The sequence below is a fragment of the Aeromonas oralensis genome (assembly GCF_049665575.1).
Classification (GTDB): Bacteria; Pseudomonadota; Gammaproteobacteria; order Enterobacterales; family Aeromonadaceae; genus Aeromonas; species Aeromonas hydrophila.
The window spans coordinates 387,047-402,035 of record NZ_CP187186.1; the positions used below are offsets into that span (position 1 = coordinate 387,047).

Annotated in this window: 13 protein-coding genes; 6 read left to right on the forward strand and 7 right to left on the reverse strand. The window is 60.9% G+C overall.

The features are described 5' to 3' along the window. The first annotated feature begins 19 nt into the window (after positions 1 to 19). Genes ACPDZI_RS01930 through ACPDZI_RS01945 form a run of 4 tightly spaced genes read left to right on the forward strand, consistent with a single transcriptional unit; the run spans position 20 to position 4,893 of the window. Positions 20 to 2,554 carry a fimbria/pilus outer membrane usher protein gene (locus ACPDZI_RS01930; protein WP_168967962.1) on the forward strand — a complete coding sequence of 845 codons (2,535 nt, stop codon included), beginning with the start codon at positions 20 to 22 and terminating at the stop codon, positions 2,552 to 2,554. A 10-nt stretch (positions 2,555 to 2,564) separates the two neighbouring features. Further along, complete coding sequence (locus ACPDZI_RS01935) at positions 2,565 to 3,296, forward strand: fimbrial biogenesis chaperone (protein WP_438833914.1); 732 nt, start codon at positions 2,565 to 2,567, stop codon at positions 3,294 to 3,296. A gap of 5 nt (positions 3,297 to 3,301) precedes the next feature. Then, positions 3,302 to 4,330 (forward strand): fimbrial protein, encoded by a 1,029-nt coding sequence (locus ACPDZI_RS01940; protein WP_124252487.1) that lies wholly within the window; start codon positions 3,302 to 3,304, stop codon positions 4,328 to 4,330. Positions 4,331 to 4,341: 11 nt separating this feature from the next. After that, a complete protein-coding gene (locus ACPDZI_RS01945; protein WP_438833915.1) occupies positions 4,342 to 4,893 on the forward strand; it encodes a fimbrial protein in 552 nt (183 codons plus the stop codon). 2 nt (positions 4,894 to 4,895) lie between these two features. On the opposite strand, the gene ACPDZI_RS01950 is transcribed toward ACPDZI_RS01945, so the two are convergent. The 7 genes from ACPDZI_RS01950 to ACPDZI_RS01980 form a co-directional block, all read right to left on the reverse strand. Then, positions 4,896 to 6,131: a winged helix-turn-helix domain-containing protein gene (locus ACPDZI_RS01950; protein ID WP_438833916.1), complete on the reverse strand. Its 1,236-nt coding sequence runs from the start codon at positions 6,129 to 6,131 to the stop codon at positions 4,896 to 4,898. Positions 6,132 to 6,432: 301 nt separating this feature from the next. Continuing rightward, positions 6,433 to 7,839, reverse strand: a complete 1,407-nt coding sequence (locus ACPDZI_RS01955) for a 2-succinylbenzoate--CoA ligase (protein ID WP_438833917.1) — start codon at positions 7,837 to 7,839, stop codon at positions 6,433 to 6,435. 10 nt (positions 7,840 to 7,849) lie between these two features. Next, a complete protein-coding gene (gene menC / locus ACPDZI_RS01960) occupies positions 7,850 to 8,779 on the reverse strand; it encodes an o-succinylbenzoate synthase (protein ID WP_146061929.1) in 930 nt (309 codons plus the stop codon). Next, positions 8,779 to 9,639 (reverse strand): 1,4-dihydroxy-2-naphthoyl-CoA synthase, encoded by an 861-nt coding sequence (gene menB / locus ACPDZI_RS01965; protein ID WP_039215084.1) that lies wholly within the window; start codon positions 9,637 to 9,639, stop codon positions 8,779 to 8,781. The genes menC and menB overlap by 1 nt, the downstream gene beginning before the upstream one ends. Further along, positions 9,632 to 10,402 (reverse strand): 2-succinyl-6-hydroxy-2,4-cyclohexadiene-1-carboxylate synthase, encoded by a 771-nt coding sequence (gene menH, locus ACPDZI_RS01970; protein ID WP_438833918.1) that lies wholly within the window; start codon positions 10,400 to 10,402, stop codon positions 9,632 to 9,634. Before menH ends, menB begins: the two co-directional genes overlap by 8 nt. Next, entirely contained in the window at positions 10,392 to 12,122 is a 1,731-nt protein-coding gene (gene menD / locus ACPDZI_RS01975; RefSeq protein ID WP_438833919.1) for a 2-succinyl-5-enolpyruvyl-6-hydroxy-3-cyclohexene-1-carboxylic-acid synthase, read from the reverse strand. Before menD ends, menH begins: the two co-directional genes overlap by 11 nt. A gap of 34 nt (positions 12,123 to 12,156) precedes the next feature. Next, positions 12,157 to 13,503 (reverse strand): isochorismate synthase, encoded by a 1,347-nt coding sequence (locus ACPDZI_RS01980; protein WP_438833920.1) that lies wholly within the window; start codon positions 13,501 to 13,503, stop codon positions 12,157 to 12,159. Positions 13,504 to 13,710: 207 nt separating this feature from the next. Here ACPDZI_RS01980 and ACPDZI_RS01985 point away from each other — a divergent pair, with 207 nt between their 5' ends. Beyond that, positions 13,711 to 14,616 carry a 1,4-dihydroxy-2-naphthoate polyprenyltransferase gene (locus ACPDZI_RS01985; protein WP_175610276.1) on the forward strand — a complete coding sequence of 302 codons (906 nt, stop codon included), beginning with the start codon at positions 13,711 to 13,713 and terminating at the stop codon, positions 14,614 to 14,616. Between the two features lie 106 nt (positions 14,617 to 14,722). After that, positions 14,723 to 14,938 carry a DUF6500 family protein gene (locus tag ACPDZI_RS01990; protein WP_268014277.1) on the forward strand — a complete coding sequence of 72 codons (216 nt, stop codon included), beginning with the start codon at positions 14,723 to 14,725 and terminating at the stop codon, positions 14,936 to 14,938. The last annotated feature ends 51 nt before the right edge of the window (positions 14,939 to 14,989 follow it).

The following is a 14,989-nucleotide window of genomic DNA, read 5'->3' on the forward strand; positions in this document are numbered from 1 at the left end:
CAATTCCTAGAGTGAAAATATGAGCGTTTCAACATCAGACTCTGTGAGAAAAAAACATTATTCAAAAATGGCTTTTATGCTATGCGTGCCCGGCCTGATGGCGGTGGCAAATCACGCATGGGCAGAAACGGAGTTTAATATTGATGCGCTCGATCTGGACGAACGGACCAAGATCGACCTCTCCCAGTTTGCCGACGAAGGTTACATCCTGCCCGGCGACTACTACCTCGAAATCGAGGTCAACAAGAACAAGCTGCCCCTGCAGAAGATCCCTTTCTACGAGACTGACACCGGCAAGGGAAAGGGTGGGGTGGCCTGCCTGCCGCAAGAAGTTATCCCCAAGCTGGCGCTGACCGACGAGGCCATCGCCAAGATCGATACCTGGCACGATGGCCAGTGTGCCAACCTGCTGGCGCTGGACGGTGTGGTGATCTCCAATGACATAGGTAATGGCTTGCTGCGCATCGCCGTGCCTCAGGCGTGGATGAAATACAGCGATCCGAACTGGATTCCGCCCGAACAGTGGGATGAGGGGATCCCAGGGATGATGCTGGATTACAACATCAACGCCCAGGTCAACGAAGGGGATGGTTACTCCAATAGCAACATCAGCAGTTACGGTACGCTGGGGTTCAACTACGGCGCCTGGCGTCTGCGGGGCGACTATCAGGCCAGCTCTTACTGGGGCGACAATGAACGGACATCGACCGAGCTGAACCGTATCTATGCCTATCGCCCCTTGACCGACATGGCTGCCAAGCTGACGGTGGGCGAGCAGCAGCTCAACTCCCAGCTGATCGACGGCTTCCGTTATACCGGCGTCAACCTGGCCAATGATGAGCGCATGTTGCCGCCGAGCCTGCAGGGCTATGCGCCGGAAGTGAGCGGCATCGCCAAGACCAACGCCAAGGTCACCATCTCCCAGTCCGGCCGGATCATCTATGAGACCAACGTGCCGGCCGGTCCGTTTCGCATCCAGGGGCTGGACAGTTCGGTGCGCGGTCGTCTCGACGTACGGGTGGAGGAGCAGGATGGCAGTGTCAGCTCGTTCCAGGTAGACACCGCGACCGTCCCCTATCTGACCCGTCCCGGTTACGTCCGATACAACCTGGCGGTGGGTGCGCCTTCCGAGCAGACGGATTCGGTGCACGATGTGCACGGCCCTGCCTTCGTGACCGGTGATTTCTCCTGGGGGGTGGCCAACTCCTGGTCGCTGTACGGTGGCAGCCTGGTTGCGGGTGAATACAACTCCATGGGGCTCGGTATCGGTCGCGATCTCTATGCATTCGGTGCCATCTCGGCCGACCTGACCCAGTCCATCGCCAAGTTGCCGGGCCTTTCCACCAAGATTGGCCAGTCGGTGCGGGTGAACTACGCCAAGCAGTTTGATGAATACAACAGCTCGATCACCTTCGCCGGTTATCGCTTCTCCCAGCACAACTTCATGACCATGTCGCAGTTCCTGAGCAACAAGGATCGGCTGGAGAACAACACCACGACCTCGAGCGATGACTACAACACCTGGGGTGACAAGGAGCTCTACACCATCACCGCCAACAAGACCTTCTGGGCGGAAGATGCGGCCAAGGCGCTGACCGTCTATCTGGACTACACCCACAGAACCTATTGGGATCACGAGGCAGAGGATCGCTACGGCCTCTCCATCAACAAGAACGTGAACATCGGCAGCTTCAAGGATGTCTCCGTCTATGTGTCGGCCTACAAGACCAAGACCGAGAACTACGAGGATGACAAGAGTGTCATGCTGACCCTGAGCATGCCGATCGGGGACAGAAAGAGCGCGGGATATAGCGTGCAGTCCTCCAATGGCAAGGTCACCCATCTGGCCACCTATCAGGATTACAGCCGGCCCGATGATACCTATCAGCTGGGGGCGGGCGTGCAGAGCAACGGCCACGCCGTGGCGCGGGGTTACTACAACCATAACAGCGACATCGGAGCGGTCAGCCTCAATGCCTACAGCGTGCAGAGCGAATACACCTCGGTCGGGGCCAGCCTGCGTGGCGGCTTGACAGCCACTCAGCACGGTGCGGCCTTGCACCAGGCGACCCGTCGTGGCGGTACCCGCATGATGGTGGATACCGACAAGACCTCCGGCGTCTCCTTCAACAATGGCCGCGCCGTGACCAACCGCTTTGGCGTCGCGGTGATCAGCGACATGACCGACTATCGCAAGAGCGATACCCGGGTGGACGTGGATCAGCTGAGCGATGACATTGATGCGATGAACGCCATCAAGCAGGGGACCCTGACCGAGGGCGCAATTGGGTATAATGCCTTCGAAATCGCCGAAGGGTTCAAGCTGCTGGCCAACGTCAAACTGCCTGATGGCTCAGTGCCGCCGTTTGGCGCCACCGTCGTCAAGGATTCCGGACGGGTGCTCTCGGTGGTGGATGAAGATGGCCTGGTCTATCTGACCGGGGTGAAACCGAATGAAGCGTTTGAACTCTCATGGGGCGGGGCCCGCCAGTGCAAGATAGTGGCACCGCAACAAGTAACCGATCTGTCGATGAAGACTCTCACTTGCAAGTAATGGGATACCGATGAAAAAGCTGCTCTCTTATACCTGTCTGGCCGTGCTGGGCATGACCTCGCTCAACGTCAGCGCTGCCATCGTGCTGGACCGTACTCGTGCCGTCTATCCGGGCGGTGCCAAGTCCATCAGCCTCAACATCAAAAACGAGAACCAGAAGCTGCCCTACCTGGCGCAGGCCTGGATTGAAGATGCCCAGGGCCAGAAGATCGCGTCTCCCTTCGTGGTGCTGCCGCCGGTGCAGCGGGTGGATGCCAACCAGAAGTCCATCGTGCGCATCGCCAGCGTGCCGGCCATCGACAGCCTGCCCAAGGATCGCGAGTCCATTTACTACTTCAACTTGCGCGAGATCCCGCCCAAGAGCGAGAAGAGCAACGTGATGCAGATTGCCGTGCAGTCCAAGATCAAGCTGTTCTACCGCCCAGAGGCCATCCTGCCCGCACGTGGTGCCATCTGGCAGGATCAGGTGCTTGTCACCAAGCAGGGCAAGGCCCTCAAGGTCAACAACCCGACGCCTTACTACATCACCTACGTGGGCCTCGGCCATCCGCAGGGCAAGGAGCGGACCACCATCAAGGGTTTCTCCGCCTTTATGGTGGCCCCCAAGTCAGAGCAGACGGTCACCATCCCGGAAACCCTGGGCAATGAATTTGTGATCAGCTACGTCAATGACTACGGCGGATATATGGATATCAAATACCAGTGCACAGGCAATGCCTGTAAAGCCATGAAGAGCGAGTAAGGCCTATGCTACGCTCCATCTTCTGTTCAAGTCTTATGCTGTTTGCAGGAACGGCATTGGCAAATGGCTATGTGACGCCCAACCCAACTCATGATTACTATATATCGTTGGACAAGGCTGATATTCAAAACAAACCTGGTTTTACTACCAAGGCATTTGAGTGGAACTTAGGCGGGCAATATTCAGGTATTGTTACCTGTCCGGATAGAAGCATTCCACAATCTCCAGTGTACTATAAGGCGACCATGACGGATGGCTTGCCTCAAGCTGGTGATGGTTTTGTAAAGCTAAATGACTTTCTGGATATGAAGGTTGAAATTTGGATAGCCGGTTGGAAGAAAAAATTCGTTACAGCACCATTTCCGAATGAAAGTAACGATTACCCAAATTACTCTTGTACTAAAGGGAAAGAGACAAGAATAAGTAATTTCGAAAGTGGTAGCCGCGGGCGAGTAACCTTCCGTATAAGAAAGCAAATAATTAACGGTGTACAAATATCAGACCGTCAAGTGGTAGAAATGTATGGCCGCTTAGGGTCTACGACTACAGATTTCAATAATTTGCCAATGTCTCGAATTACGATTACATCTGCAATCTTATATGTTCCAGAAGAGTGCGTGATTAATGGTGGGCAGACTATTGAAGTAGAGTTTGGTGATTTGCCTGGCTCTGGATTGGATGGGAATAATTTTGAAAAGACGGTTCCTCTGACATTTCAATGTCGTGGTGGTGTCTTCGAAGGGGATGCCTTGAAGATCAATCTTGGTATTTCTGGAAAGCCAACCTCTTTCAGTCAAGACTATCTACGGACAACCCGGGATGGCTATCAAGGTGGAAATGTCATTTCCGATTTGGGGATCAAGTTCAAGCAGCTGGATGGTTCTCAGTTGCATTTGAATACGTTTTATCCGGTTTCCATGCAGGGAAATATTGGTGACTGGGGCTTTATCGCCGCACCGGTAACACCAGTAGGTGCGGATATCCCGGCCGGTGACTTTTATGCCACTGCTACTATCGTTGCCGAGTTCCAATGAGGGGTTGTTTTATGCTACGGACATTGTGGATAGGCTTGGCGCTGTGCCCGTTGTTGGCGGTAACGGCAGCTCCCCGTGCCAGCAATGACCTGGAGTTGCTTGGCAATACGGTCCATCTCCATGGCCGGATAATCGACCAGCCCTGTGTGGTTGCCCCCGAATCCCTTGAGCAGGAGGTCGAGATGGGGGTGGTCGATGTCAGGGAACTCTATGCCAACGGGGCTGGGGCTCAGGTGCCCTTTGTCATCCGCCTGACCAACTGCAAGCCGGGTATCTTCCGTATGGCCAAGGTGACCTTTACCGGTGCGCAGGACGCTCAGCTCAGCGGCGGGCTGGCCTTTACCGCGGGCATTGCCAAGGGCGCCGGCATCCGTTTGTATGACGTGACCCAGTCACCCTTGACGCTGGGAACGCCCTCCCGTGGCTATCTGCTGGGCGGCACGACGGAGAATGAACTGCAATTCTCTGCCCGGGTGGAAGGGCACCCGGACGCGCTGGCGGCCAAGAATATTCAGCCCGGTGACTATACCGCTGTGGCCAATTTCATCGTGGCTTATGAATAAACTCAGAGGTCGTTGCGTTGGACGACCTTTGAGTTACCGAGGCTGGGCCAGGTGATGACGCCACCCAGATAATTGGAGAGATAAATGCCGCCAGGCAGCTGAATAAATTGTGCCGTTTGTTTGGGGGGCGTCAGTGCCGCCACCAGAGTTGCCACCATGCCATTGCTGGTCAGCGCCTGCTGATCAATGAAATTGACGATGGTATTTTTTACCTCGACCGAAATATCGCCATCATCCCTTTCCAGATCCCCGACAGAATCGAGATTGAACAGAGTCTTTCCCTGGTTATCTGTGGCGATCACGGTTGCCACCACTATTTCCCTGTTCATGGTAACAATAAATCTGCTCTTTCTGGTCATCTCCACCCAGTTGTCCGGCGCCTGACAATTTCTGTGATATCGGACCGTGGTGTCAGGGTTGTGGTAATAGTTGTGGGAAACATTGTCTCCCTGCTGGGTCATGGTGGTGATCACACATTGCACTTCTTCAGCCACAGGGTGACCGCTGCGCAGCAGAAAGACGTTCTCTGATAATTTCCTGCTGTTATTGTCGATGGAAAAATAGCTGATGGCTTCTTTGCCAACCAGAATGGAAACCTGTTCATCCGCCTTGCGTGAAATACGCTGTATCAAGGGGGACAGCGAATCGATTTTCACATTCAGCGCCTTTTCCGTCTCGCTGGTCATATAGAGGGAAATCTGGCTGAGATTGATGGTCCGCAGCGTATTTGCCGTCGCATAGTTATAGATGACGATGGCCAGTGAAGTCAGTGAGACCAGCAGTAGCGCAAACAGTAGAATACGCTTTGGGCTGAAATAGCGGTCATATTTGCGGCGAGTATATTGCCGTCTGGCCTGAGGCACATGAGAAGGGAGCGCCGCTTGCTTTTCTTCATTTGGAGCTGCTTCTTCGCTCTCTCCTGCAGCCTCAATAGGGGCACAAAAGATATATCCCACTCGTGGAATAGTATCGATCGCGTCCATCAAACCGAATGATTCCAGCTTTCTTCTCAATGAGAGGATCTGCCGGTTCAGGTTGGTATCTGTATTGTCCTGGTTTGGCCACAAGGCATCTTGCAGTTTGCTTCTAGGAATGACACTGCCTGCCTCATCACACAGCATTTCGAGCAGCTCGGCTTCTTTGTTGCTGAGCTTGATGTCCTTTTCTCCCTTAGAGAGTCGGAATATTGCCGCGGAGAAAAATATCTCCTCTGCAATTTTATAATTTTTGTTACTCATGTGTGACTCGCCTTACTGCCAAGGAGAGCATTTTACCACCATGCAGTCTTTGTTCAAATAATGCTAAATTGACAATATCTTTAACTATCAAGCGGTTACCTTTCCATTGAAATGCATGATGGCGGATATGGTACTACAGGCAATTCATTCAGTTCAAAAAACGTGCAAAAAAATAGCCATTTATGTAATCGTTCTCACTTACTCCTGCCCGCGAGGGAGATTTTGACACCGCCAGCATTTTCTTTCGAATAATGTGCGTATTTGGATGACTCCTGCATGCCAAATTCTGTCGCAGGAGTGATTATTGCGTCTTAAGAATATTCTGATATTGCCTGCGCTGCGGCTTGAGGTGGCCGCCCAGATCGGGCCAGGGGTGCCACTGGTCCGGCACCATGAAACCGGGCAGGGCGTGCCGGATCCAGGCCGCCAGCTCGGTAGGGGGCACAGGTGCGCCATGCCAGTCGATGAAGGCGGCCGGCCTCTGCCCCCACTCATCGCTCGGCACCGGCACCACCAGCGCCTGCGCCACGGCGGGGTGATCCACCAGTCGCTGCTCTATGGCCTCGGGCTGGATGTTTTCGCCCCCGGAGATGAAGAGGTTGTCGAGCCGCCCCTCCACCACCAGTTCGCCATCTGCGGTGAAATGCCCCTTGTCACGGGTATGGAACCAGCCTGCCTCATCGAGCGGCCGCTCCAGCCCGCCAGCGTTGAAATAGCCGGCAAACAGGGTGTCACCGCGTACGCAGATCTCCCCCTGCTGGATGCAGACCTCCCGTCCCGGCAGCGCCTTGCCCACCACACTGGCGGTAGATGGCCGACCGGTGCAGACCTGGCTGCCCATCTCGGAGAGGCCGTAGCTCACCTTGGGCACCAGCCCCATGGCGCTCAGCCGGTTCACCAGGGGCTGGGGAATGGCGGCGCCGCCGAGCAGCAGCTCGCGCAGCCGGGTACGGGCGGGATCAAAGCCCTCCGCCAGCAGCCGCCAGAGCTGGGTCGGCACCAGGGAGAGATGGGTGATGGGTTGCTGCTCGAGGCGCTCCCTGAGCGGGCGGCTGCGATCGTCCAGCACCAGGGCAGCGCCCGCCAGAAAGACCCTAAACAGGATGGCGTAACCGCCGACATGAAACAGCGGCAAGGAGAGCAGCCAGCCGCACTCGGCGTCGAGCGGGATCACGGCGGCTGAGCCCCGCGCCGAGGCCAGATGATTGGCCAGCCGGTGTACCACGGCCTTGGGCGTGCCGCTGGACCCCGAGGTGAGGATCATGTTGTTGAGGCGGGCAGGATCCAGCATGCAGTCGCCCTCGTCCGCCGCCAACTCATGGGTGAAGTCGAGCCGCAGTGGTTGCCAGTTGCCGGTCGGGATTTCGCCTGCCGACCAGCAGGCCCTGACGACGAGCAGGGTGGCCAGCTCCGCTTGCCGCGCCAATGGAAAGGCTGGATTGAGCGGGCAGAAGACGATGCCGCTGCGCACGCAGGCCCAAGCCAGCAACAGGTCGGGCAGGGCGCCGCGCACCACGGCGGCGAGGCGATCACCGGCCTGCAGGCCCGCCTGCCCCAGCTGCCGGCACAGGCCGTTGAGTCTGGCATCCAGCTGTTGGTAGCTGAGCGGGTCGGCGGCGTGAATGGCGATGCGGTCCGGGGCGGACCTCGCCCAGTGACGTACCGGGCAGGGTTGCAGAGGGTGGTGATGGTCAGATAGCGGTGGCATGCAGGCCCCTTCAATCACGGTGAAACAGGGGCTCCAGCAGGCTCAGGTCGGGTTTGCCGGTCGCATCCAGCAGATCGGTGGCCAGCCAGCGCCGGGTATCCAGGCCGGGGGCCTGATCCGGCGCCCATTCGCCCGCCAGATGAAACAGCTGGTTCAGGCCGAGGCCGGATTCGAAGCAGGAGGAGACGATCACCTTGAGGCGCAGCTCGCGAGCGCGGGCAACCAGCGCCTCGCAGTGGGCCAGGGAGCCGAGCAGAGTGGGCTTGAGCACCAGGGCGCGCAGCTGGGGAATGGGCTCCCACGGCTTGCCCTGGGCCAGCAGCTCGTCGATGGCTACCGGCATGCCGGTGCGATTGGCCACAAAGGCGATGTCGGCAAAGTCGGCGCAAGGGTCTTCCAGGTACTCGATCCGGTTTGGATCCAGATGGCCGCAGAAGGCCCAGGCCTCCTCGCGGGTCCAGCCCTGGTTGGCGTCCAGCACCAGCTTGAGGGTAGGGATGCGGTCGCACAGCAGGCGGATCAGCGCCAGCTCGTCGCGCATGGGGTAACGGGCCACTTTCAGCTTGGCCTTGCTGGGGGTCTTGTGCAACCAGTTCTTCCAGTGCTTGAGCAGCTCCTGGGGGGAACCCTGGATAAGTGGATAAGGCTCCGGCAGCGGGGTGGTCTGGGCAGGCCAGCAGCGGCGGGCGCAGTCCAGCCCGAATTGCACCGAAGGGAGCTGCGGGGCGATTTCCTGCCCCACAGCCAGCTGCTCCAGACAGGCGATGGCTTCGGCTTGCGCCTCGGCCAGGCTCTCGCGGGAGAAGCCGGGCAGGGGGGCGATTTCCCCCCAGCCGTCGTCAACGCGGACCAACAGGCCCTCTCGCGCCACCTCCACCTTGCCGTGAAAGGTCAGTGGCTGGGTAAAAGGCAGTTGGTAGCGATAGAGAGCGAGTGTCATCAGGGATTCCGCTTGTATTTGGAGAAGTCGGGACGGCGTTTCTCGTTGAACGCGTTGCGCCCTTCCTGACCCTCTTCGGTCATGTAGAACAGCATGGTGGCATTCCCCGCCAGCTCCTGCAAGCCGGCCTGGCCGTCGCAGTCGGCGTTGAGGGCGGCCTTCAGGCAGCGCAGCGCCATCGGGCTGTTCTGCAGCATCTCGCGGCACCAGCGCACGGTTTCACGCTCCAGCTCAGCCAGCGGCACGACGGTGTTGACCAGGCCCATGTCGAGGGCTTGCTTGGCATCGTACATGCGGCAGAGGAACCAGATCTCTCGGGCCTTCTTCTGGCCGACGATGCGCGCCATGTAGGAGGCACCCCAGCCGCCGTCGAAGGAGCCCACTTTCGGACCGGTCTGGCCAAACTGGGCGTTGTCGGCGGCGATGGTCAGGTCGCACATCATGTGCAGCACGTGGCCGCCACCGACCGCGTAGCCGGCCACCATGGCAACGACCGGTTTCGGACAGGTGCGGATGTCGCGCTGGAAGTCGAGCACGTTGAGGTGATGAGTCCCCTCGTCATCGCGATAGCCACCGTAGTCGCCACGGATCTTCTGGTCACCGCCGGCACAGAAGGCCTTCTCGCCAAAGCCGGTCAGGATGATGGTGCCGACCTGATCGTCGTAGCGGGCATCGGCCAGCGCCTGCAGCATCTCTTTGACTGTGCGGGGGCGGAAGGCGTTGCGTACCTGGGGGCGGTTGATGGTGATCTTGGCAATGCCATCGTCGGACTTGTGATAGAGGATATCCTCGTAACCGGCGGAGCAATCACGCCACTCGACGGGGGCATAGAGTTCCGCTTCAGTCATTGCTTCAATCATGACGCTTCTCTTCTTGTTGTTGGTTGGCCCACTCCGCGAGGAGTCGGGCAAAAGTCTCAGGCTGATGGGCATGCAGATTGTGGCCGCCATCCAGCTCCAAGTGGTTGATTTTGCGATGCTGACTTACCATGAGGCAAGCCAGCTGATGGAATTTGTGATCCCGCTTGCCGCTCACGTAGGTGACCGGCAGCGCACCTTGTGCCAGCCAGTCGCCGAGATCCGGCTGCCGCCCCAGAGAGGTGGCGCGCAGCATGGCGGCCACGGCCTTGCCGTCGTTGCCAAGGCGGCGAGCTATCTGGTGGGCGCGGGCATCCTCGCCCAGATCGGCGAACACCCCCTGCCGATACCAGTCGGCCAGCACGGCCGCCAGGGGCTCCTGCTCGAAGCGCTGGGCCCAGCCCTCATCGTGGGCGAGGCGGGCGGGCCGCTCTGCCGGTGGCAGGCCGGAGTGGCAGTTCTCCAGCAGCAGGGCCTGCAGCCCCACCGGCGCCTGGCTGGCGTGATAGAGGGCGAGCCGACCGCCCAGCGAATAGCCAGCCAGTTGGTAGCGGCCGATGCCGCGTGCGGCCAGCTCTTCGCACAGCCAGCGATGGGCCTGCTCGAAACCCGCTACCCGCACTGCCTGGTTGCTGCCGTGGCCCGGCAGATCCAGCGCCAGGCTGGGGAGGCCGGCCAGGGCCGCCTGCACGGGTTGCCAGTCGTTGGCATCGCCGAGCAGGCCGTGCAGCAGCACCAGCATCGGCTGGTCGGCACTAGCTGCCACGGATCGCGCTTCCCAGTGCCTTCAGATCCTCGGCGACTTCGCTGCTGGGGACCTTGATTTCAATCAGCGTTACCCCCTTTTCCAGCGCGGCGGCGTAATCCCGTTCAAATTCGGCGAGGGTGGCCGGCGCCCGGTAGTGGAGGCCGAACATGGCGGCGGCGTGTTCGAAGTGCAGGCCGTGGGGCAGGCAGTAGTAGGTCTCCAGCAGCGCGTCCTGGGTCGGCACCGGCAGCATGCGAAAGATGCTGCCGCCATCGTTGTTGAGCAGGATCACCACCAGCGGCCGGCTCGATTTGCCAAGCAGCGCCAGGCTGTTGAGATCGTGCAGGGCGCTGAGATCGCCGAGCAGCAGTGTGGTGGGCTCATTGCTGCCTGGCTGGACCGATTGCGCGAAGCCGTAGGCGGTGGCGATGAGACCGTCGATGCCGGAGGCGCCGCGGTTGGTCATCACCCGGCTGGGGCCCTTGCCCGCCTCGCCGAGCATGTCCATCAGCCGGGCCGGCATGCTGTTGCCGACAAACAGCTGGCCCCTGATCAGCTGATTCAGACGATGGCACACCCCAAGCTCGGAGAAGCGCTCGCAGGCGCTGCGCACCTGCTGGCTCACGGCCTGCTGGCGCTCCGCCAGCCGGTGCCAGGGCAGGTGCGGGTGCGCCACCGGATGGGCGGCGGCAAAGGCGGCGGGTTCGCACAGCAGGCGGCGGCGCAGCCGGTAGTCCGGGTCGAGCCGGGCTGGCTGCGGGTCGATGAGCCAGTATGCCTGCCAGGGTTGCTGCTTGATAAACTGGCCGAGCCGCTTGGAGATGAGGCGGGCGCCGAATTGCAGCAGCACCTCGGCCCGGGCCAGCTCGGCCACGAAGCCGCAGTGTTGCAGGGCGAGATCGGCGTGCACCAGGTTGCGGCCATCGAAGCGCAGCTGGCTCTGCAGGTCTGCCAGTAGAGGCCAGCCGAGCCGCTCGGCCAGGGCGGCGACCGCCTTGGCCTGAACCGGATCCTGAATGCGGCCGGCGACGATGAGGCCGCGCTTGCCCTGCAGCTCGTCCCAGTCGGGCTGACGCGGGCAGGGGGCCTGCGCCAGTTGCCAGGGGCTCCAGGGCTCGGATGAGCGGAGCCAGTCGCCGAGGGGGGCCAGATAGGCTGAGAAGTCCAGGTAGGCGTCGCCCGGATAGAGCGGCTCGGGGTACATGCAGTTGAAGTGCACCGGCCCTGGTGTGCGCGCCTGCTGGGCCAGCGCCTGATCCACCGAGCTCAGCACGAAGGCTGCCGGGATGGTGGCGGTGGGGCTCGGCAGGTTCTGCTGATAGACGGGGTAGCGGCCGAAGATCCCCTGCTGGTCGATGGCCTGGTTGGCCCCGTTGTCGATGAGCTCGGGCGGCCGATCGGCCGAGAGAATGATGAGCGGCACGCCGGTGAGCTGGGCTTCGGCCACCGCCGGCCAGAGGTTGGCCACCGCCGTGCCCGAGGTCATGATCACCGCCACCGGGCGGCCGCTGCCCTTGGCCAGCCCCAGCGCCATGAAGCCGAGGCCGCGCTCGTCAAAGTGCAGATGGCGGCGAAAGCCGGGGTGGGCGGCGGCTGCCATGGTGAGCGGCGCCGAGCGCGAGCCGGAGGCCAGCGCGATGTCGCGCACGCCGAGGCGAAAGAGCTCCTCCAGCAAGAGGGAAGACCAGACGTGGTTGAAGGTGGCATGGTGGCTGGCAAACTCTTGGCGCGCGGACATGAGGCTCTCGCAGTGAGGAAACGGTGAGAAAACGCTATCCCAGCAGGGAGAGCACGTTGGCGATCTTGTTGTCGAGTTCGGCCCACTCGGCGGCAGGCTCGGAACCCGCGACGATACCGGCGCCGGCAAACAGGGTTATGGCCTGCGCCGTGATGCGGGCGCTGCGGATGGCGACCGAGAACTCCGAGGTCTCCCGGCTCAGCATGCCGCAGGCGCCGGCATACCAGCCGCGATCATAGGGCTCGCGCTCGCGGATGAAAGCCAGCGCCGCCTCGCGCGGGGCACCGCCCACCGCGGGGGTGGGGTGCAGCGCCTCCAGCAGTTGCCAGTCGCAGACGCCGGGCTTGAGCTCGGCCTCGATGTCGCACTTGAGGTGCTGCAGTAGCCGCAGTTTGAGAATGCGCGGCTCGGTCAGGGTGGCATCTGTGGTGAGCGGCGCCAGCCGGCTGAGGATGTCGGCGTGCACCAGCCGGTTTTCCAGCCGGTTCTTGCTGTCGGCCAGCAGCTCGGCGGCCAGTGCCGCATCGGTCGCCTCGTCGCCGGAGCGGCGAATGGTGCCCGCCAGCGCCTCGGTGAAGAGGTGCTGCTGTTCGCGGCGATAGAGCCGCTCGGGTGAACAGGCGATGAAGCTCTGCTCGGGTGAAAACTGGAAGCCGAAGTGAAAGCAGTCCTGGCCGTGCTGTGCCCAGCTGGCCAGCAGCGACCAGGGGGCGACGGCCTGCGGGTCGGCCGTGCGCGTCGCACCGTCATGGGTGAGCCGGCTCTGGCGCGACAGCACCACCTTGGGGGTGTGAGCCTGGAAGTCGGGGGCGGTGACCTGCTCGACCAGGGTCTGCCACTGCGGCTGGCTCGGGCAATCTTCCCGCTGCCATGAATGACGGGTCAGTGGCGCCAGAGGCGCCTCCGGCCGAAGGGCGTCGAGGGCGGCGGCGGCGGCCTGCAGTTCGGCCTCGAAGGCGTCGCTGTCGGTCTGCTCCGGCAACCAGAGGTTGAGGCAGAGGGTGACGCACTCGCCACGGCGCACCAGCTCGATGCGGGGCAGCACGAAGCGGCAGGGGCCGAACCCCTGCCAGCCGTGCTGGGTGGGGTCGAACGCCAGTCCGCCATAGTAGCGGGGGCTGTCGTCATGGGGCTGGCTGGTCTGTTCGCAGACCTGGCGGATCGCCTGGGGCTCGCTCAGCTCGCGCAGACAACCCAGCGCCACGTATTCGGGACGCTCTTGTCCTCTGGCATGCCAATAGATACGGGGATAGAGGGTCTGCGCCGCGAGCCAGCCCAGAAAGGAGCCGACCTCGATTGCCACGCGCAGCCGCACGAAGCCGCAGGCATTGCCGTGACGCAGGGCGTCCAGTTGTTGCTTGATATGGGTCTGAGCCAACATGGATTTCGTCTATGAGCCGATAGTGACGGTCCATCCTGCAGAAGGATGCCGTTGGTTTATGCCAAAGGAGCGATTATTCCTATATATTATCTGCCCATTCGTCCATGTAAATCGCCCGGGGAGCTGCCTCCCGAGGGGCCAAGTATACCGAAATCCGGTTCGATAACCCTTAACACGATCAATATCTGATTGTTTGGCCATCACAATATGACAAATACCTTATCTATTTGGTTGCTGGCGGCGCGTTTGCGAACGTTGCCGCTGGCGTGCTCCTCCATTTTGCTGGGTTCCGGGCTTGCGGCCAGCCGCGGTGCCTTCGACGGCACCATCATGGCGCTCTCCCTGCTGACCGCCATTCTGCTGCAGATCCTCTCCAATCTGGCCAACGATTATGGGGATGCGGTATCCGGGGCGGACAATGGCGAACGGATCGGCCCCCAGCGTGCCGTGGTTTCCGGCCTCATCACCCGCCGGCAGATGTGCGTGGCCATGGCGCTGACCGCGCTGGCCGCGGTGGTCAGCGGCCTCGCCCTGCTGGGCTGCGCTTTTGGCGATCAGTGGCTGCAGATCCTCACCTTCGTGCTGCTCGGCGGCGCCGCCATCGTGGCCGCCATCACCTACACGGTGGGCAAGACTCCTTACGGCTATCGCGGCTTCGGCGACATCTCGGTGTTCCTGTTCTTCGGCCTGCTGGGAGTGCTCGGCTCCTACTACCTGTTCACCAAGACCCTGCAGTGGGATCTGCTGCTGCCGGCCACCGCCTGCGGCCTGCTGGCCACCGCGGTGCTCAACATCAACAACGTGCGCGACATCGAGACCGACGCGGTCAGCGGCAAGATCACCCTGGCGGTGCGGCTCGGTCGCAACCGGGCCATTGCCTACCACTGGGTACTGCTGGGGGCTGCGTTGCTGACTACCATCGCCTTCCTGCTGACCCAGCCCGCCAGTTTCTGGCCCTGGATCTTCCTGCCTGCCATGAAACCGCTCAGCGATGCCGCCAAGACCCTGCGCCAGAGTTTCGATGGCGAGGTGCTGACCGGAGCGCTCAAGAAGACCGCCATCAGCGCCTTCCTCTACAGCCTGCTGCTCTCCATCGGGCTGGCGCTCTCCTGACTGAGTGCCATGTGATCGGCAAGGCAAAAGGGCTCCCGGACGGGAGCCCTTTTTGTTGGTTGGGGTATGCTGGTCGGCCAATCACTCATCAGGCCGGAACGCCGCCATGCGCGACTCGCTCAAACAGAAAATCATTCAGGTGTGCCATCAGAAAATCGCGCAGAAGGGGGAGGCGGTCGGCGTCTCCTTCTATGCGTTTTTTGCCAACCGCAACGATGACCCCGAGTTGCTGATGGAGGCTGCGACCTGGTGGATCCAGACCCAGCGCCTCGATCACTTCGAGAAGGCGACGAAGATCCTCCAGCTGGTGGAGCAAGCGTAAAGGCGCGCTGAAAGCAGGAGGGCTCCCGTGTGGGAGCCCTCCTTGAGTAGC

What these genes read in the sequence shown, in the direction of transcription:
- ACPDZI_RS01930 (WP_168967962.1), top strand. Translation starts at nt 20, where the DNA reads ATGAGCGTTTCAACATCAGACTCTGTGAGAAAAAAACATTATTCAAAA.
- ACPDZI_RS01935 (WP_438833914.1), top strand. Translation starts at nt 2,565, where the DNA reads ATGAAAAAGCTGCTCTCTTATACCTGTCTGGCCGTGCTGGGCATGACC.
- ACPDZI_RS01940 (WP_124252487.1), top strand. Translation starts at nt 3,302, where the DNA reads ATGCTACGCTCCATCTTCTGTTCAAGTCTTATGCTGTTTGCAGGAACG.
- ACPDZI_RS01945 (WP_438833915.1), top strand. Translation starts at nt 4,342, where the DNA reads ATGCTACGGACATTGTGGATAGGCTTGGCGCTGTGCCCGTTGTTGGCG.
- ACPDZI_RS01950 (WP_438833916.1), bottom strand. Translation starts at nt 6,131, where the DNA reads ATGAGTAACAAAAATTATAAAATTGCAGAGGAGATATTTTTCTCCGCG.
- ACPDZI_RS01955 (WP_438833917.1), bottom strand. Translation starts at nt 7,839, where the DNA reads ATGCCACCGCTATCTGACCATCACCACCCTCTGCAACCCTGCCCGGTA.
- menC (WP_146061929.1), bottom strand. Translation starts at nt 8,779, where the DNA reads ATGACACTCGCTCTCTATCGCTACCAACTGCCTTTTACCCAGCCACTG.
- menB (WP_039215084.1), bottom strand. Translation starts at nt 9,639, where the DNA reads ATGATTGAAGCAATGACTGAAGCGGAACTCTATGCCCCCGTCGAGTGG.
- menD (WP_438833919.1), bottom strand. Translation starts at nt 12,122, where the DNA reads ATGTCCGCGCGCCAAGAGTTTGCCAGCCACCATGCCACCTTCAACCAC.
- ACPDZI_RS01980 (WP_438833920.1), bottom strand. Translation starts at nt 13,503, where the DNA reads ATGTTGGCTCAGACCCATATCAAGCAACAACTGGACGCCCTGCGTCAC.
- ACPDZI_RS01985 (WP_175610276.1), top strand. Translation starts at nt 13,711, where the DNA reads ATGACAAATACCTTATCTATTTGGTTGCTGGCGGCGCGTTTGCGAACG.
- ACPDZI_RS01990 (WP_268014277.1), top strand. Translation starts at nt 14,723, where the DNA reads ATGCGCGACTCGCTCAAACAGAAAATCATTCAGGTGTGCCATCAGAAA.